The organism is Flavobacterium araucananum, assembly GCF_002222055.1.
Taxonomy (GTDB): Bacteria; Bacteroidota; Bacteroidia; order Flavobacteriales; family Flavobacteriaceae; genus Flavobacterium; species Flavobacterium araucananum.
In genome coordinates, this window is record NZ_MUGS01000002.1 from 255,300 (window position 1) to 273,263 (window position 17,964).

22 protein-coding genes are annotated in these 17,964 nt (G+C 33.1%); 5 read left to right on the forward strand and 17 right to left on the reverse strand.

From position 1 onward, the window contains the following. Nucleotides 1–2: 2 nt before the first annotated feature. From B0A64_RS01420 to ruvC, 5 genes are all read right to left on the reverse strand, one after another. Nucleotides 3–353: a DUF4260 domain-containing protein gene (locus tag B0A64_RS01420; RefSeq protein WP_089477754.1), complete on the reverse strand. Its 351-nt coding sequence runs from the start codon at nucleotides 351–353 to the stop codon at nucleotides 3–5. Continuing rightward, nucleotides 353–751 (reverse strand): GNAT family N-acetyltransferase, encoded by a 399-nt coding sequence (locus B0A64_RS01425; protein WP_089477755.1) that lies wholly within the window; start codon nucleotides 749–751, stop codon nucleotides 353–355. Before B0A64_RS01425 ends, B0A64_RS01420 begins: the two co-directional genes overlap by 1 nt. Before the next feature lie 149 nt (nucleotides 752–900). Then, nucleotides 901–1,653: a cyclase family protein gene (locus tag B0A64_RS01430; RefSeq protein ID WP_089477756.1), complete on the reverse strand. Its 753-nt coding sequence runs from the start codon at nucleotides 1,651–1,653 to the stop codon at nucleotides 901–903. Nucleotides 1,654–1,741: 88 nt separating this feature from the next. Beyond that, nucleotides 1,742–2,899 carry a radical SAM family heme chaperone HemW gene (gene hemW / locus B0A64_RS01435; protein ID WP_089477757.1) on the reverse strand — a complete coding sequence of 386 codons (1,158 nt, stop codon included), beginning with the start codon at nucleotides 2,897–2,899 and terminating at the stop codon, nucleotides 1,742–1,744. 71 nt (nucleotides 2,900–2,970) lie between these two features. Then, nucleotides 2,971–3,525: a crossover junction endodeoxyribonuclease RuvC gene (ruvC, locus tag B0A64_RS01440; RefSeq protein ID WP_089477758.1), complete on the reverse strand. Its 555-nt coding sequence runs from the start codon at nucleotides 3,523–3,525 to the stop codon at nucleotides 2,971–2,973. A gap of 130 nt (nucleotides 3,526–3,655) precedes the next feature. Between ruvC and B0A64_RS01445 the strand changes: the two genes are divergently transcribed. Together B0A64_RS01445 and B0A64_RS01450 are read left to right on the forward strand one after the other, a co-directional pair. Further along, nucleotides 3,656–4,609 (forward strand): lysylphosphatidylglycerol synthase transmembrane domain-containing protein, encoded by a 954-nt coding sequence (locus tag B0A64_RS01445; protein ID WP_089477759.1) that lies wholly within the window; start codon nucleotides 3,656–3,658, stop codon nucleotides 4,607–4,609. Between the two features lie 561 nt (nucleotides 4,610–5,170). After that, nucleotides 5,171–6,277, forward strand: coding sequence for a glycosyltransferase family 2 protein (locus tag B0A64_RS01450; RefSeq protein WP_394338339.1), 1,107 nt, complete (start codon nucleotides 5,171–5,173; stop codon nucleotides 6,275–6,277). Nucleotides 6,278–6,292: 15 nt separating this feature from the next. On the opposite strand, the gene B0A64_RS01455 is transcribed toward B0A64_RS01450, so the two are convergent. Together B0A64_RS01455 and B0A64_RS01460 are read right to left on the reverse strand one after the other, a co-directional pair. Beyond that, on the reverse strand, nucleotides 6,293–6,778 hold the full coding sequence (locus tag B0A64_RS01455) for a hypothetical protein (RefSeq protein WP_089477760.1): 486 nt from the start codon (nucleotides 6,776–6,778) through the stop codon (nucleotides 6,293–6,295). A 48-nt stretch (nucleotides 6,779–6,826) separates the two neighbouring features. After that, the gene (locus B0A64_RS01460; RefSeq protein ID WP_089477761.1) at nucleotides 6,827–7,210 is read right to left on the reverse strand and encodes a hypothetical protein; all 384 of its coding nucleotides are present in this window, start codon (nucleotides 7,208–7,210) and stop codon (nucleotides 6,827–6,829) included. 49 nt (nucleotides 7,211–7,259) lie between these two features. Here B0A64_RS01460 and B0A64_RS01465 point away from each other — a divergent pair, with 49 nt between their 5' ends. Next, a complete protein-coding gene (locus tag B0A64_RS01465; RefSeq protein ID WP_089477762.1) occupies nucleotides 7,260–7,760 on the forward strand; it encodes a DUF456 domain-containing protein in 501 nt (166 codons plus the stop codon). A 284-nt stretch (nucleotides 7,761–8,044) separates the two neighbouring features. Next, nucleotides 8,045–8,647 carry a DUF937 domain-containing protein gene (locus B0A64_RS01470; protein ID WP_089477763.1) on the forward strand — a complete coding sequence of 201 codons (603 nt, stop codon included), beginning with the start codon at nucleotides 8,045–8,047 and terminating at the stop codon, nucleotides 8,645–8,647. A gap of 67 nt (nucleotides 8,648–8,714) precedes the next feature. On the opposite strand, the gene B0A64_RS01475 is transcribed toward B0A64_RS01470, so the two are convergent. From B0A64_RS01475 to B0A64_RS01505, 7 genes are all read right to left on the reverse strand, one after another. Beyond that, on the reverse strand, nucleotides 8,715–9,623 hold the full coding sequence (locus B0A64_RS01475) for a pseudouridine synthase (protein WP_089477764.1): 909 nt from the start codon (nucleotides 9,621–9,623) through the stop codon (nucleotides 8,715–8,717). A 293-nt stretch (nucleotides 9,624–9,916) separates the two neighbouring features. After that, the gene (locus tag B0A64_RS01480; RefSeq protein ID WP_089477765.1) at nucleotides 9,917–10,873 is read right to left on the reverse strand and encodes a geranylgeranylglycerol-phosphate geranylgeranyltransferase; all 957 of its coding nucleotides are present in this window, start codon (nucleotides 10,871–10,873) and stop codon (nucleotides 9,917–9,919) included. A 64-nt stretch (nucleotides 10,874–10,937) separates the two neighbouring features. Further along, on the reverse strand, nucleotides 10,938–11,528 hold the full coding sequence (locus B0A64_RS01485) for a DUF502 domain-containing protein (protein ID WP_089477766.1): 591 nt from the start codon (nucleotides 11,526–11,528) through the stop codon (nucleotides 10,938–10,940). A 74-nt stretch (nucleotides 11,529–11,602) separates the two neighbouring features. Further along, complete coding sequence (locus B0A64_RS01490) at nucleotides 11,603–12,541, reverse strand: mevalonate kinase family protein (RefSeq protein WP_089477767.1); 939 nt, start codon at nucleotides 12,539–12,541, stop codon at nucleotides 11,603–11,605. After that, entirely contained in the window at nucleotides 12,538–12,837 is a 300-nt protein-coding gene (locus tag B0A64_RS01495) for a type II toxin-antitoxin system RelE/ParE family toxin (protein WP_089477768.1), read from the reverse strand. Before B0A64_RS01495 ends, B0A64_RS01490 begins: the two co-directional genes overlap by 4 nt. After that, entirely contained in the window at nucleotides 12,837–13,055 is a 219-nt protein-coding gene (locus B0A64_RS01500; RefSeq protein WP_089477769.1) for a hypothetical protein, read from the reverse strand. The genes B0A64_RS01495 and B0A64_RS01500 overlap by 1 nt, the downstream gene beginning before the upstream one ends. 30 nt (nucleotides 13,056–13,085) lie before the next feature. Continuing rightward, nucleotides 13,086–14,189 carry a diphosphomevalonate/mevalonate 3,5-bisphosphate decarboxylase family protein gene (locus B0A64_RS01505; protein WP_089477770.1) on the reverse strand — a complete coding sequence of 368 codons (1,104 nt, stop codon included), beginning with the start codon at nucleotides 14,187–14,189 and terminating at the stop codon, nucleotides 13,086–13,088. Between the two features lie 168 nt (nucleotides 14,190–14,357). Between B0A64_RS01505 and B0A64_RS01510 the strand changes: the two genes are divergently transcribed. Then, the gene (locus B0A64_RS01510; protein WP_089477771.1) at nucleotides 14,358–14,834 is read left to right on the forward strand and encodes a TspO/MBR family protein; all 477 of its coding nucleotides are present in this window, start codon (nucleotides 14,358–14,360) and stop codon (nucleotides 14,832–14,834) included. A gap of 20 nt (nucleotides 14,835–14,854) precedes the next feature. Here B0A64_RS01510 and B0A64_RS01515 read toward each other — a convergent pair whose 3' ends face one another. From B0A64_RS01515 to B0A64_RS01525, 3 genes are all read right to left on the reverse strand, one after another. After that, nucleotides 14,855–15,580: a DUF3908 family protein gene (locus B0A64_RS01515; protein WP_089477772.1), complete on the reverse strand. Its 726-nt coding sequence runs from the start codon at nucleotides 15,578–15,580 to the stop codon at nucleotides 14,855–14,857. Between the two features lie 157 nt (nucleotides 15,581–15,737). Continuing rightward, entirely contained in the window at nucleotides 15,738–16,946 is a 1,209-nt protein-coding gene (locus B0A64_RS01520; RefSeq protein WP_089477773.1) for a BaiN/RdsA family NAD(P)/FAD-dependent oxidoreductase, read from the reverse strand. Nucleotides 16,947–17,044: 98 nt separating this feature from the next. Beyond that, entirely contained in the window at nucleotides 17,045–17,722 is a 678-nt protein-coding gene (locus B0A64_RS01525; RefSeq protein ID WP_089477774.1) for a glycerophosphodiester phosphodiesterase, read from the reverse strand. Between the last annotated feature and the right edge of the window lie 242 nt (nucleotides 17,723–17,964).

Genomic DNA, 17,964 nt, shown 5'->3' on the forward strand with positions numbered 1-17,964 from the left:
TTTTATTTACCAATTTCACCTAAATGAGTGTATTTAAAACCTTTTTCATATTTTAATCCATAACCAAAAATTCGATCCATAGCAGAATGAGAAAATAGAATGATTCCCGCCAATTGTATACTTTCGATTTTTAAATAACTACCTGCGATATATAATAAAACTGCAATTGCTTTATGATGAAATACATTATAAAAAAATGCGCCGCTTTTGTTTCCAAATAGATATCCAAACATTGACAAATCCGGAGCTAAAAGTAAAACTAAAAACCACCACCAATGATACGTTAAAAGACTAAATAAATAGATTCCGAGGATAAATAAGCCTAACTCTTCAAGTTTAGTTATTGTTTTCATCATAGTTTTTTCTCCATTAATTTTTCAGGATGTTCCAATTGAGTAAAGCCAAATTTACGATATAAAAAATGAGCATCAGTTGTAGCCAATCGCCAGATTTTAATGTCTTTTAGAATTGGTTCGTTCATCATATTTTCGATTAAAATGGATGAATATCCTTTTCCACGATGTTCTTCGGTAATAAAAACATCCATAACATATCCAAAAACGACATAATCTGTAATTACGCGTGCAAAGCCAATTTGTTTGTCATTCAGGTAAATTCCAAAACAAACCGAAGCATCAATTGTAGTTTGAACTTCATCGATTGTTCTTCCCGCAGCCCAATAAATATCCTTTAGGAAATTTTGAATAAACGGAACGTCAAGTTTAGTTTTATCTGTAGAAACGTTAATCATATTGGTTTAGTTTTTTCTGTCACGAATTACATGAATTTACACTAATTTCTTTATTCTTATTTTGATACAGATTAAATCATTTTAATCCCTTAATCTGTGGCAAAAAAACAGGATTAGCTTGTGTAAATTTGTGTAATTCGTGGCAAACTTTAAATTTTATATAAAATAGGTTTGCTTGGACTTGCGTCATTTTCAAACGAAGCGATTTGTAAATTTAGTATATAATCACCATCTTGAATTTCATCAGCAACAAAAATCATTTCTGTAATTGTTGCATTTAAGCGTGCGTCAGCGTTTAGGTATAAAGTGTCTTTTACATTCCAGAATGCTTTGTGGGCCAATAATTTCCCTTCGTCATGTTCTTTGTCCACACTTGGCAAATCAATAAGTAAATGCTCAATTTTGCTTTCGCGGATAAAAACAGCAGCTTCTTCAGAGAAATAGGGTGGATTTGTATTCGAGTATTTTCGAGATTTTTTGTCTTTTTGATTTGGAACCGTTCGGATAATTAAAGCCTCAATTGTCCCATTGAGCGAAGTCGAAATACTTTCTTTCGTAATCACCAAATCATCACCGATTTTTTCAGGTTCGATTGTAATTAGTTTTGCAAAAAAGAAAAACCGTTTTAAAGACTGATTGATGCTATAAAAATCATTTGTAATATGTCCTAAACATTCCGTATGTGTACCATGTCCATGCGGATTGAAGAAGATATTATTAAAGTTTGTTGATGATTTTCCTTCCGAAACTTTTCCAATCCAATCGCCAAAAACCACGGGTTCAATAACTGGTTTTTCAATATACCATGCAATTGGGTTTTCGTCTGTATTGGTTAACGGAATCGAAATATCAATGGGTTTTGATAAGTCTATTTGGTATTTGTCGTCAATAAGTGCTAGCATAACGGAACGCGGATTTACAGATATTTTAACGCGGATTTTACGGATTTTTATCAGCGTTGCCTGCCTCCGTTTTATCAGTGTCCAATTTTTATTCTTCCAAATTTAAGTAAAAGAGATCACTTGCAATTCCATCCGTTAAAAATTTTCCTTTTGCAGTAGGTTTTAAAATATTATTTTCGATAAAAACCAAATCGTCGTCTAAGAATTTCTGACTTTGTTTTTTGAGATAAGTCAGATAATTTAATCCAAATTCATTTTCAATTCGTTCTAGCGAAACACCCCAAATGGTTCTTAAACCGGTCATAATATATTCGTTATAACGATCAGAGAGTGTTAGGGTTTCTGTTTCTATGGGCAAGATATCTTCCTGAATAGATTTTAAGTAAAGAGAATTATTAGCAATATTCCAACCTCTTTTTTTACCATCATAACTATGTGCCGAAGGGCCAATTCCGATATATTTTTTACCTAACCAATACGCCGAATTATTTTTTGAAAAATAATTTTCTTTCCCAAAATTTGATAATTCGTAATGAATAAAACCATTTTTTTGAAGCATGTCGACCAAAATCATAAAATGGTTTGAAGCGACCTCGTCTTGTGGTTCAGCGATTTTACCGGTATCAATTAGTTTTTTTAAAGCTGTTTTAGGTTCAACCGTCAAAGCATAACTTGAAATATGCGGAATACCAAACGACAAAGCTGTTTCGATATTTTTCTTCCACATTTCATCTGTCAATCCCGGGATTCCGTAAATTAAATCAAGCGAAATGTTGTCAAAATATTTGGTTGCTTCTGTCAAGCAATTTATAGCTTCTACCGAATTATGAGCTCGATTCATCATCTTTAGATCGTCTTCATAAAAAGATTGAATGCCAATGCTTAAACGGTTTATTGGGCTTTTGGATAACTCTAAAATTCGTTCTGTAGATAAATCATCCGGATTTGCCTCGAGCGTAATTTCCGGATTTTCTACAACTTTATAATTGTCGTAAACAGTACGAATCAGAAGATTAATTTCTTCGGTTGTTAATACAGAAGGTGTTCCACCGCCAAAATAAATGGTTTCAATTTGGTTGTTATTTCCGGCAGAGTCAAGAAGCTCAAATTCATTTTTGCGCATGGCAATTTCTTTGGCTAAAGCCAAAATCATTTCGTCTTTCTTTTTCATGGAAGTCGAAAAATGAAAGTCGCAATAATGGCAAGCCTGCTTGCAAAATGGTATATGAATGTATATTCCTGACATTTTTTAGTTTTCAGTCTCAGTTTTCAGTCTCAGTTTCCAGTCTTAGTATAACTGTAAACGGCCACTGAAGACTATTTTCTAACTTTATCTTCGTTTTGTTTTACAAATGCATCCCAGCCGGTATAACTTTTTCCGGCAACGATTTTTCCGGAGTTAAAAAAATGGCAAACTGCGGCTGCTAATCCATCGGTAGAATCCAGATTTTTTGGCAATTCTTTTAGTCCTAAAAGCTGTTGTAGCATTTTTGCCACTTGTTCTTTACTGGCGTTTCCGTTTCCGGTAATCGCCATTTTTATCTTTTTAGGCTCATACTCAGTAATCGGAATGTCTCTCGAAAGTCCTGCTGCCATTGCAACTCCTTGCGCACGACCTAATTTAAGCATCGATTGTACATTTTTACCAAAGAAAGGAGCTTCGATCGCAATTTCGTCAGGATGATGTGTTTCGATTAACTCGATTGTGCGTTCAAAAATGATTTTTAGTTTTTGGTAATGATTGTCGTATTTAGAAAGTTGCAATTCGTTTAGTTGCAAGAATTCCATTTTTTTATTGATGACCTTAATCAATCCAAAACCCATAATCGTTGTTCCGGGGTCAATACCTAATATGATACGTTCTTTTGTCATTTTTTGTAATTACACAGAGATTCACGAAGAAACTTGAAGATTCGCAAAGTTTAAATTTCTATAAAATCTTTGCGAAACTCTGTGGGGCTTTGCGTGACTTTGTATAATAGTTTTTCCTTTACTTTGCAAGATGATTTCAATTCCTCACAAAGCTAAACAATTCCTAGTTCTTCTGGTCAAACTTTTGATTGTAGGCGGTGCATTTTATTTTATTTATAATCAATTGGCACACAATGATAAACTCGATTGGCAGAAGTTTATCACCTTGTTTCATAAGAATCAATCGGTATCAGGAATTGGATTTATCCTGCTTTTAAGTGTTTTGAATCGTTATTTTGAGATTTTGAAATGGCAAAATTTAGCCAGGGTAATTCATGAAATTTCTTTAGGGGAAGCTACAAAACAAGTTCTGGCAGCACTTACGGCTGGAATTTTTACGCCAAATGGTGTAGGAGAGTATGCCGGAAAAGCATTATTCTATCCTAAAACAGAAGCTAAAAAAGTAGTTTTCCTGAATTTGATCTGTAATGGAATCCAGATGATTTTAACAGTGATTTTTGGGATTTTTGGGATGTTGTATTTCAATGCTAAATATGAGATTATTACAGCACAAACAGTAGCTGTTTTATTTGGTATTTTTGTCTTGCTTTTTGTTGTTTTGTTTTCGTTGAAAAAAATAAAAATCAAAGGATATTCGATCGAGAAATTGCTGCATAAGATCAATGAAATTCCAAAACCAATTCATCGCAAAAATATTCTTTTAGGAGTTTTACGCTATTTAGTTTTCTCTCATCAATATTACTTTTTGTTTTTGGCTTTCGATGTTCATTTACCTTATTTCACGCTGATTGCTACAATTGCAGTGGTTTACTTTTTGGCTTCGTCATTGCCTACTTTTCAGTTTTTAGACTTTGCGGTAAAAGGAAGTGTTGCCGTCTATTTCTTTGGGATTTTGGGTGTAAACGAATGGATTGTGGTTTTTATAAGCACTTTGATGTGGTTTCTTAATGTGGTTTTGCCGGTAGTTATTGGTGCTTATTATGTGTTGAATTTTAAAAGCTCTTCAGTAAGCCTTAAACAATAATTGGCAAAAAAAGGGACTAGTTTCTTTATCTGATTAAAGATTTATATAGTCCCTACGAGACAAAATTAGTCAGGCATATTGATTCTGGTTACCAATATATAATCTCTACGAGATATACTTTTGGTAATGTTAAATGTATTTTAAGGAGTAACCCGTTGGGTGTAATTAATTTTAAGACATAGTAACATATTTTTTGACGCAAGCGAAGCGAACAGACGAAGTAATTACACCCAATGGGTTAAGGAGTAATAAAAGTACAATGATATATTTGCCATCTATAATTTCTGTATGATATACTCCGTTAGGAGTTAAATGTTTGTGGTAAATCATACAAGTACAATAATATATCTTCCAATTTGTAATTTATGCCGGATATACTCCGTTAGGCGTTAAATGTTTGTGGTAACTCATACAAGTACAATGATGTATTTGCCAATCTATAATTTTTGCAAAACATACTCCGTTAGGCGTTAAATATTGGTAGAAAACAATAAAATGAGTGAGTAAGAATGTCCCGTAGGGACTACATTTGCGAATGAAAAATGATTTTAAAACAAAGTTATGATTACCATTATTCTAAGTATAATTTCTGTTGTTTATTTATCTGGTATTGGATTGCTTATTTATGGTTTTAAACGAGTAAAAAAGCATCAAAAAACAGTTTTAGAGCCTCAAACTAGTTTTACAATTATAGTTCCGTTTCGAAATGAAGGCGAGAATTTACCGAATCTTCTAAAAAGTTTTTCGGCGTTGATTTATCCAACAAATTTGTTTGAAGTGATTTTGGTTGATGATAGTTCGAAGGAGAAGTTTGAGGTTTCAGGTTTGAAGTTTCAGGTTTCTGTTATTGATAATATTCGGGTTTCGAATTCGCCAAAAAAAGATGCTATAGCTACAGCGATGCAAGTCGTAAAAACAGACTGGGTTATAACTACTGATGCAGATTGTCTGGTGCCGGAAAACTGGTTACTCATATTTGACAATTACATTCAGCAAAACAATGTTTCGATGCTTGCCGGTGCTGTAACTTATGAATGCGACAATTCATTTTTGCATCATTTTCAGCAATTAGATTTAACGAGTTTACAAGGAGCAACAATAGGAAGTTTTGGGCTAGGTAAAGCTTTTATGTGTAACGGAGCTAATTTTGCGTACACAAAATCGCTGTTCAAAAAGCTAAACGGATTTGATGGAAATGATAAAATTGCAAGTGGTGATGATGTTTTTTTATTGCAAAAAGCGACCAATTTATTCCCTGATAAAGTTCATTATTTAAAATCGGAAGAATCGATTGTAAGTACAAAACCAACCGAAAGCTGGAAATCTCTATTTTACCAAAGAGTGCGTTGGGCAGCAAAAACAAGTTCATATCAAAGCAGTTTTGGAAAGGTTTTAGGATTGCTTGTTTTCTTTGGAAACCTAAATTTTGTAATAGGATTTTTCGCCTTAGCTTTTGGGATTTTGCCTTATCCGTTTTTTGTTTTGTTTGCTTTCTCAAAGTTTACAATTGACTTTGTATTGCTTTATATCACAAATCAATTTTTGAGAAAGACAAGAATAAAAAGTTTGCTTTTAAGTAGTTTCTTATATCCTTTTTTTAGCTCAACTGTAGCGTTATATAGTCTGTTTGGTTCTTATGAATGGAAGGGGAGACGATTTAAATTGTAAAAGAAAACAGTAAAATTATTCTTTACCTTTTGCTTTAAGAATTACCGGCAAGATAAATTGAGTTTTTACCGGAAGTCCGCGTTTAAGAGCAGGATTTATTTTTGGAAAATCGACTAAACGAGCGTGTAGAATACTATCGATTTTGATGGTGTCATAAGCGACTGAATCTTTAGGGAATTGTGGCTCAAATTTCATGGTAGCATTTGGAAAAACCGTTACTTTTACGGCTATGGTATCAAGTTCCGGATACAGTATAGACAGTGTATCGATGTCTAGTTTTTCCTGAATCAATTGTGCCATAACGTCAAAAAAACATTGTTGGCGTAGCTTTTTATCGGCTATTTTTTCGCAATTGGGTACAGACGGGTATTCGTCAACTTCTTTCCAGTTGATTGTTTTTAATTCTTTTTGAAGTAATTCTTTTTCAGACGGAACCTGCTTATCAATATATTGACAAGAATTGAAAAATAAAATAACTAAAAAAAGGAAAAACTGCTTCAAGATTTTGATGTTGAATTGAATGGACTGATTAAAGGTATAAAAATACGACTATTTTTTTTGAGATGCTTTGTATTGCAAATAATCTTCATAGCTTTCTAAGAGCCATTTTTCTTTGTTTTGTGCTGCAACTTCTTTCTGATCAGGATATAATTTTGCCAATCGGTCAGAAAAAATGGCAATTTGAACCGTGTAAGCATAAAAATCTTTTCTGCTTAACACCACATTCGAATCGGTTCTATGATTAAAATATTCAAAGAAAAGGGAATCAAATTCTCTCATAGAAAAATTAAGTACTTTTTTCTTATTACTTTTATAAATGCTGTCCTGAAGTAGTTGATCATCGATCGAAAGCTTTTTAACTTGCGAATACGTATTATCGCTGATTAAAATAATCAAAGAAGTAAATAATACGATTTGCAATATTTTACGCATTTAAGAGTTTTTATTAAGAATTTGTAGGTACAAAATTACAAAAAAATATATGGATTCACTATTGTTATTACTTGGTTTTATATGTATGATTGTGGGCGTTTTGGGTAGTTTTTTACCTGTATTGCCTGGGTTATCCTCTTGTTGGGTAGGTTTATTGTTGTTGTATATGACAAAAGCGGTAGACAATAATTATTGGGTTTTGGGTATTACTCTTTTGATAACAATAGTAATTACAGTTCTTGATTATGTAATTCCGGCAAAAGGAACGAAGAGATTTGGCGGAAGTTCTTACGGAATCTGGGGAACCAATATTGGTTTGATTGTTGGGATTCTTGCACCAATCCCTTTTGGTGTTATAATTGGTCCTTTTGTAGGGGCTTTTATTGGTGAATTAATCTATGATTCTAAAAATCACAAGCGAGCGTTAAAAGCTGCAACCGGATCATTACTTGGTTTTCTGGCATCTAGTTTTTTGAATTTTTTATTCTGCATCATCTTTTTAGGTATATTTTTGAATGTGACATGGGAATATCGAACAATTTTATTTTAATTGTGTAACATACGCTTAAGCTTTTTCTTATAATTCATTTTTTTTGCAAAAAATATTTATTTCTGTAATTCCACCTTTTGTGTATGTTTTGATAACGAAAGGGTTATATTTATTGATACTTCTAAAAATTGCTCTTAACAGACTGTTTATCTCGGGATTAATATTTTAACTTATTTTTTGGATATGTTAAAATATTTTATATTTTTATCCTGATAAACGATAAAAAGCCTCACTTTATCGGTTATTTTGAATAGATTTAAATAATTTCTTTAAACAATTTAAACATGACTCCAAACCTACAAATTGAACTTAGACGTTTTATTTCTTCTAATGTTGTCTCCAAGCTAAACAAGTTTTATTTTGAAAATGATGCACTTTTAATCAAGGGAATTGATGTTTCGATAGGTACGGTTTTGATGGGGTTGTATAATAGGGCAGAGGAATCAGATTTTTATAAAGGAATTGTCTCCTTATTACCGGATGATTCGACGTTTTATCAGGAAGTTGATTTTACATCCGGCCGAATTTTATCAGTAGATGATTGTTACCGTTTAGAAGGAAACGTTTTACTGAAAGAAATTTTCACCAATAAAAAAGGAAGGATTTCTGAAATGATTTCAAACGAAGTCGGAATCAAAAGTGAGACAGCAAGGGAGATTCTTAATTTTTCAGCCTTATTAGTCGCTTCTTATCTTAGAAATAATCTTCAATTACTGGAAAGCTTAAAATTGCTTCTGGACGATCAAAAAAGAGATATTTTAAACAGTATTCCGCCCGGAATCAAAATTATCCTTGGTTTCTCCTCTTACGAAACGGTCGAAGAAAAAAACCAATCTATCGGACGCTCTATCTTTACACTTTTCGGTCACAATTTTTTCAGTTTCTAAATAAAAAAAAATCCCATCTTACAAAAGTAAAACAGGATTTATATTCAAATCAATTTTGAATCGTTTATTAAACGTTTTTCAAATTGATAATTTCTTGCTCTGTCAAAAAGCGCCAGTTACCTCGAGGTAAATTCTTTTTGGTTAAGCCGGCAAATGACACACGATCAATACGTAAAACATCATATTCAAAGTTTTCAAAAATTGCACGAACTACTTTTACATTCGATGAACGTAATTTAAGGCCTACTTCGCTTTTTGCTTCTTTCTCAATATAACTGATTTCTTCAACAAATACGCGGTGTCCATCAAGAACTAAACCTTTACTTATTTTTTCTAAATCTTCAAATTTCAAGTTTTTATCTAAAGAAACCTGATAGATTTTAGATGATTTCTGACTCGGTAAAGTAAACTTACGAATCATATCTGTATCGTTTGTAAACAACAACAATCCTGTTGTGTTTTTGTCCATTCTTCCTATAGGAGCAATTTTAGCCGTTGTAGAACCACGAACCAATTCTAAAACATTACGATATTCCTGACCTTCGTCAAGAGCGGTTGTAAAGTTTTTAGGTTTGTTCAACAAGATGTATTCTTTCTTTTCCGGAGTCAACACAACACCATCAAAGTTTACAACATCATTCAATTTTACTAAATAACCCATTTCAGTTACCGGAACACCATTTACTTTTACGTTCCCGGACTGAATGTATATATCAGCATCACGACGCGAACAAACACCAGAATTAGAGATGTATTTGTTCAAACGAATTTCGTCTGCAGCTTTTTGTCTTTTTGGAGCCTGATTCTGTTTTTTAAGTTTTTGCGCCGCTTCTTCTTCCGCAGCCTTAACAGCGGGTTTCACTTTTTTTGGCCCTTGAGCGCGCTTCGCCATAGGAGGTTTTGGCTTGTTAGAGTTTGGTCTAGAGCTATTTGGCCTAGAACCGCCTCTTTTATTATTGCCTTCCTTATTGTTCATAAATTCTGTAATTTGTGCAAAGATAGTTTATTCTTGCTAAATAATCCTAAGTTGATTGTTCTTAGATTAATAGCTATTATTTTTTGGAGTTGCAGAAGCATCACAATTGGCTTTTTTTAGGCATAATTCCCGCTTTCGGCTTTATCTTGTTCCGTAAACTACACAAGGATAGCGCCTCTATCGGGGCTAGATTCAAACAATTGGCTTCTTTTAAACAAATTATTAGAAAACCTTGAGGTTAAAATTTTTGTGCATCTTCGTGAAATTCTCCGTGAGTCTTTGTGGTATAACTCTTAGGACTTTAAAAGTAAATTCTTTCCATGCCACAAAACACTTGGGTTTATCAAAACAATGCAGCAAACCCCTGAAACAATCAAAAATTTGAGCACATTGTGCAAAAGTAAAAACTGCTCTTTAGAATTTGAGTTCCATAGATAAACCAGAAAAAATAATAAAACAGCAAAACAAACATAAAAGTAAATATCCATATAACCCACATCATAAATATTGATCAGGATATAAACAGGAACCACTGTTAGAGCAGTCAAAGCAGTAATGATTTGTTTAGAAACGGTTTCGTTATAAATGATCGGAATCGTTCTGTAATTGTTGGCGATATCGCCTTTTAGATTTTCTAAATCTTTTATCATTTCCCTAATCAATAACAATAGAAACAAGAAGACAGCATGTGCCGAAATTACCATAAAATGGCTCATGTGATCCTCAATTTCTTCAAACGAAATCTTATTATAGAAATACAGCAGAATGGCAAAAAAAGGAATAACAGCCATAAAAGCAGCTGTTAGATTGCCAACAATGGGGTATTTTTTTATTTTGTGGGAGTAAAACCAAATCAGGAAAATATAGGCAGAAAAGAATAAAAATGCACGCCAGGAAACAATCAAAGCCATTAAGGCGGCAATAAAATTGAGCGTAAAGTAAACCGAAAGTTTTGTCTTTTGACTTACTAATCTGTCCAGCATCGATTTGTTGGGCCTGTTGATCAGATCTTTCTGGCTGTCGTAAAAGTTATTGATAATATATCCTGAAGCTATGGTAATTGCAGAGGCAAAAACAATCAGAAATAAGTTGAAATCGAGCAAAATGTCAAGGGCTCTTTTTTCTGGGGCTAATATAAAAATAGCGGATAAATATTGTGCTAAAACAATAATCGGAATGTTATAGCCTCTCACTACTGAGAACAAACTAACAATTTTCAGGACTAAAAGTTTGTGCTGTCTGCTTAACATTTTTTAAATTTCGTTTGGGATTTTAATTTAAGGCTTATTTTTGAGTTGAGTTTTAAAGCAAATGTTAAAGTTTGTCTTTTAACAATGCAGCAGAACCAATACCCAATTTTCTAATGCAAGCTAAGGCTTCTTTTTGAGATATTCCAACTTCTGTGATGTCTTTTTTATTTACAAAACAAACGGAGCCAGTCCAGGGACTTGGTGCATCAGGAATAAAGACGGTAAAGTTGTCTTCGTTTATTTGCTCTATCAAAAAGGCAAATTGCAATCCTGCATCTGTGGGAACTAAGACTACTTTTAGATTTTCATTAGATTCTATTCCCATGACGTTTTCATTCGTTTTCTTCATAAACGAATAACCAGGAACGAAGCTTAAAATCCCATTTTCTAATCTTTCAATTAGTTTCTTTGCATATGTAGTTCTGGCAACTAAACCAGCACTAATGCAAATAATGAATATAATTAAGATGGCGACGATTTCTTCAATTGCCAATCCTAAAATTTTCACTTTCGGGAAATGGCTTATAATCGGAAGTGTGATTTTCTGAATAATGTGATATCCTTTCTCCAGAATAACCAGTAGTAAAACTAAAGGTGCCAGAAATAGAATTCCGCCTAAAAAAGTTGCTTTGATAATCTTTAAAATACTTTTCATATTAAATAACTTTTAGGGTGATGATTTCTAGAAAAGGATATTCAATATGAAAGGTTTTTAAAAAAATTTAAATTTTAGAATTGATAAACAACTTCTAATTTATAATCTTTTAAAGATGCTTTAGCTCGTTCCAGATCCTCGGTGAATCCAAGAATATAACCTCCTCCTCCAGAACCGCAAAGTTTTAGATAATAATCATTTGTATCGATTCCGTTTTGCCAGATTCCGTGAAATTGCTCTGGAATCATTGGCTTAAAGTTGTTTAAAACGACTTTTGATAGTTTCTTGGTATTGGTAAACAATGACTTCATATCGCCATGTAAAAAGTTTTCTACACAGGCATCCGTATATTTTACAAATTGGTTTTTAAGCATCGCACGGAAACCTTTGTCTTTTAGGTTTTCCATAAAAATGCTTACCATTGGTGCAGTTTCGCCTACGATTCCGGAATCTAATAAAAAGACAGCACCTTTCCCGTCAAAACTTTGAGTTGGAATTCCGGTTGCTTCAATATTATCTTTAGAATTGATTAAAATGGGGATACTCAAATAACTGTTTAAAGGATCTAAACCGGAACTTTTTCCGTGGAAAAAACTCTCCATTTGAGCAAATATATTTTTTAGTTGTAACAGTTTTTCACGAGTTAAATTCTCTAAAACGGTTATTTTGTGTGTAGCATATTTGTCATAAATAGCAGCTACAAGTGCGCCACTACTACCAACTCCATATCCTTGTGGGATACTTGAATCGAAATACATGCCGGTTTCAACGTCATTTTTTAAACTTGCCAAATCAAAAGCAACCAATTCCGGCTGCTCTGTTTGTAAAGTTTCAAGGTAAGTTGCAAAACGTTTTAAACTTGCATTTGATGCGATTGCTTCTGCCGAAGGATCTTCGATTCTTTTCAACGCACCATTATAAAAATTATAAGGGATAGAAAGTCCTTTAGAGTCGCGAATAATTCCGTATTCTCCAAAGAGTAATATTTTTGAGTAAAATAATGGTCCTTTCATATGTGTTTTATGTCTTTTATTTTATTTGGGTCTTGTCGTGTGTCAAAAAATGTAATTATATCTACTCTTTTTGTATTGAATTTATAATAGATTGTTGTTTGTTTTGACAAGATACATTTGCGATTTAGTTCCGACTTAGGAAAATTTTCAGGATCACTTTGTATTAGATAAATTACTTTGTCAAGATTTGATATAAATTTATTTTTTACTGTTTTTGACCATTTAATTTCTAGATACCCAAATAATTCAAATAAATTTTTTTCTGCATTTTTTGAAAAGATTATTGCTCTTTTCATTAACGATGCTTTTTCATCATATCTTCATACAAAATAAATTCACCTCGTTCAATTTGTCTTTCTCCTTCTTTAATTTCTTCTTTCTGTGCCTCAGTTAAATCATCCCACCAATCTTTTTTCTTTTTGGTCAACAATTTTATGACGGCTTCAATGATTGATGGATCATTTGTCTCTTCAATCATATTTATTGCTTCGCGTTTTCCTAATTGAATGTCCATAATCAAAATTTTAATTAAAGATACGGAAAATTATAATGCAATTGCACCATCTCCAATCTGGTCGCAAATGTACTGACCATTCTGACAAAATACAACTAATTCGTCCTGAATAAATTGTAATACTTTTCCGATAACGTTTTCTGGATATAAAACATGAACATTTGCACCAGCATCAAGTGTAAAACAAATCGGAATCTTAGTTTCATTTCTAAATTTCCAGATCGCATTGATGATTTGCAAGGTGTTTGGTTTCATTAATATAAAATAGGGCATTGATGTCATCATCATAGCGTGCAAAGTCAGGGCTTCGCTTTCGACTACTTTAATAAATTCGTCTAGATTTCCGTTTTCGAAAATTGCAATTAACTGATCTAAATTTTCGTGAGCCTGAGCAAAACGTCTTTCTGCATAAGGATGGTTGTGCATTAAATCATGTCCAACGGTGCTTGAAACTTGTTTTTCGCCTTTGTCAACTAATAAAATAGTGTCTTGATAATTTTTGAAGTTCTCATGAATAGTATAAGGAAATTCGACTCCAAATAAATCAGAACTGCCTTTGATGTTTTTCTGATCTCCCCAAACAACAACATTTCCTTTTATACTTCGGCAAGCACTTCCAGAACCTAAACGTGCTAAAAATGATGCTTTTTGATAAAAATAGTCTTCTGTCATTTCCGGGTTTAAAACCTTTTCTAAACTCATGAAATTCATGGCTAAAGCAGCCATTCCTGAAGCAGATGAAGCAATTCCGGAACTGTGCGGAAACGTATTTTTTGTGTCAATCGTAAAATGATATGCTTTCAAAAAAGGCAAATAAATTTCGATTCGCTCTAAAAATTTCTGGATTTTTGGTTTGAAATCTTCTTTTGGTTTTCCTTCAAATAATAAATCGAATGAAAAACCTCCATTTGTCACATCGAGCGGAGTCGAAATGCTTTTTTTTTCAAAACCCAACTTAGTAATCGTTTTACAATTATTAAGGGTAAAACTAACCGAGGGATTTGCCGGAATTTGATTGTCTTTCTTTCCCCAATATTTCACTAATGCAATATTGCTTGGAGCGCTCCATTCAAAATTTCCGTTTTCGATCGTCGAGGTATATTTTTCAGGAATAAAATCAGTTGCTGTAAACATGAATTATAAAATTTTTGCAAAGATAGTTTTTTCACCATAATAGGTATTTTTTTTCACCATGTAAGTTATATAAGAAATTATAAGTTTGGCCTCGACTAAAATGAACTTGTATTACTTATATGGTTTAACCTTTCTTTTTAACTATTTTTGGATAAAAATTGAATAAGAATGAACAAGGTAGTCAAAATCGTCATAGCGCTCTTTATTTGTTTAATGGTAGGATATTCTGCAAGTGTAGTAACGAGACCAAGTGTCGAAATCTGGTATCCTACGATTGTAAAGCCTGTTTTTAATCCGCCCAATTGGATTTTCATGCCGGTTTGGACTTTGCTTTATATTTTAATGGCAGTTGCCGCAGGATTGGTTTGGGATAAAATAAAAGAACAAAACGAAGAGGTAAAAAAAGCGCTAGGTTTCTTCTTGATTCAATTGACTTTGAACGCAATTTGGTCGTATTTATTCTTTGGACTAAAGAATCCAATGTTGGCTTTGATCGAAATTGTGCTTTTATGGTTGATGATTTATGAAACGTACTTAAAATTCACCAAAATAAATAAAACTGCGGGTTATTTATTGATTCCGTATATGGCTTGGGTTGCTTTTGCAGGAGTTTTGAATGCCAGTATCTGGTGGTTGAACAAATAATCCAGTAGTGAGGTTTTAGTTTAATTTAGAGGTTCTAATTTAGCTTTTTTGAACATCTCATTTTTAGCATACAAAAAATCCATTGTAGTCAATATATTATTGTTTTCTATAATACCTTTTGATCTTGGGTCTGCATCACAAAAATCTATAAAAAGATCTTTTTCTTCGGGCTTTAATTTTAATTCCTGGGTAAAAAAGCTTGAAGGAATTGATGCTGCGATGAGTTTTTTGAAAAGACTCATGGTTTCCATTTTTTCTTTTGGTTTTCCAGACCCTAAAGCAAATGATACTGACATTCCGTTTGTTATTGTTCCGTCTTTATAGCCCGGAATCGATCGGGTTAAATCATTGGCTCTTTTTAGAACATCGATGTTGTTAATAGCGCCCTGATCGAATTTAATTTTGTCAAACTTTAAACTGGTTATCACAACTTCTTTTAATTCCTCAGGTTTTATAATCATATTGACCCAGATATTATCCTGAGCAATATTTTGGGAATTTATCTTTATTCTTGTAAAAAAGTAATTTTTAGAGAAAAACAACAAACTATCATTTGGTTGTACCAGAATCGAAAATTCTCCCATATAATTTGTTCTGGTGCTGGTTTTGGCTGTTTTGTTAATGACTTCAACTTTTTCTATCGGATAATTATTGGAAAGAACTTTTCCGTGAAGTAATTTTTCTGTCTGAGAAATAGAAAGTTGGTAGGTTAAAAAAGAAATTATGGTAAGTAATCTTACTTTCATTTAATGGTATTTAGTTGGGCGTAAAATTATTAGAATTGTCTTAACGAAAACTTAGAGAATCTGTAAAATCTTGTTAATTGATCAGTTCGGTTGAAAGTCGCAGTCGCAGTTTTCAGTCACAGTTTGCAAACTGAAAACTGTGACTGAAAACTGAAAACTAAATAGCATTTGCCAAAATAAACCCGCTTGTCCAGGCATTCTGAAAGTTAAACCCTCCAGTAATAGCGTCAATATTTACTATTTCGCCAGCAAAATAAAGGTTTTGATGTAATTTGCTTTCCATGGTTTTAAAATTGATTTCTTTTAAATCGATTCCTCCTGCGGTAACAAATTCTTCTTTAAAAGTACTTTTTCCGTTTACCTGAAATTGTGCTTTTGTGAGTTGTGATGCTAGATTCTGTAATTGAATTTTAGATAAATCTGCCCATTTCGTTTCGGCTTCAATTCCTGAAGCTAAAACCAGACTTTCCCATAAACGGTTAGGAAATTCGAAAGGGGATTTTTTTGAAACAGCTTTCTTGGCATGTTCTTGTTTTAAGTCTTTCAGGATTTTTTCTGCATCTTCTGTATCAACATCATTTAGCCAATTGACAAAGATTGTAAACTGATAGTTTTTGTCGAATAAAGTACGCGCACCCCAAGCCGAAAGTTTCAAAATAGCAGGACCGCTCATTCCCCAATGTGTGATTAATAAAGGTCCTGTCGATTCGAGTTTGGTGTCTTTTACGTTTACGGTAACTTGTGCTGCAACGCCTGGCAACTCTTTTATTCTGGAATCTTTAATATTGAAGGTAAATAGGGAAGGAACCGGGCTTACAATTGCATGTCCTTGTGTTTGCAGCATTTCCCAGATTTTAGGATTACTTCCTGTGGCAAGAACCAATTTTTCGGTAGCATAATTTTCATCCTGAGTATCAATTTTCCAGTGATTTTCGGCCTTAAAAATCGATTGTACACTTTGTCCGGTTAGTACTTTAATACCTAATTTTCCGGTTGCTTCTAAGAAACAATCAATGATAGTTTGCGATGAATTCGAAACAGGAAACATTCGTCCGTCGTCTTCGATTTTTAATTCTACACCATGTTTTTCGAACCATTCGATTGTATCGCCGGAACAAAATTGATGAAAAGGACCACGAAGTTCTTTTTCGCCACGCGGATAAAATTTGACTAATTCATTCGGTTCAAAACAAGCATGGGTTACATTACATCTTCCACCACCGGAAACTCGGACTTTCGAGAGTACTTCTTTTCCTCTTTCTAAAATGGCAATTTTCAGTTTCGGATTTTTCTCTGCAATATTAATCGCAGTAAAAAAACCTGCAGCGCCTCCGCCAACAATAATTATGTCGAAATTTTTGATCATGTTATTTTGTTTGTCACAAAAGTTTTAGCCACGAATTCACGAATTTTTATTCTCAAAGATTGTCAAGAAATAATTCGTGAATTCGTGGCTATTAAACTTTATATTTTATCGGGAAAATCAGAGATAATTCCGTCTACGTTAAAGCTTTTTATTTTTTGAATGTCTTCTGCTGTATTTACTGTCCAGGGTAAAACCATAAAACCTTTGTCCTGTATTTCCTGAACATTTTCTAGATTCAATAATTGATAATCGGGATTAATGGCGTGTGCTTGTATTAATTCGGCGAAAGCCAAAGCCTTGTTCACATCTTCTTCTGTCAAAACCCCAATTGCAATATTCGAATTTAGATTTGACGTTTCTTTCAGTAAATCCCAATTAAAACTAGAAACGATAAAATGTCCGTAATTCCAATTTTTCTCAGTAATGTATTCTTCAATTAATGCGGCAACTTTATCCGCAGTTCCTAAGCCTTTTAGCTCGATATTGATCAGACATTTTTTATTGACTAAATCAAAAACCTGTTTTAAAGTTGGAATCTCGTATTGATCATCAATCAAAAATGTCTTTAATTCTGCTAAAGAAAAAGTATTTACAAAACCTTTTCCATTGGTCGTTCTGTCGATCGTTTCATCATGAATTACGATTATATGTCCGTCAGAACTAAGGTGAACATCTAGTTCGATTCCGTCAGCCTTTAAGTCTAATGCTTTCTGGAAGGACTTTAGAGTATTCTCAGGTTCATATCCTCTGGCACCGCGATGAGCTATTTTTAGCATGTATTGAGCGTTTAACCGTTTAACTGCAAAGGTCGCAAAGTTTACCCAAAATGCGCTAAGGATTAGATAAAAAGTTAGCCACAGATTATAGGATTAAAATGATTTTTGTTTCACACAGATTTTGCAGATTTTTTAGAATGTATTTATAAATATCGGTATAGATTTTTTAATCTGCCTTATCTGCGAGAGAAAAAAAAGTTAGCCACCGATTAAAAAGATTAAAAGGATTTTTTAAATCTGTG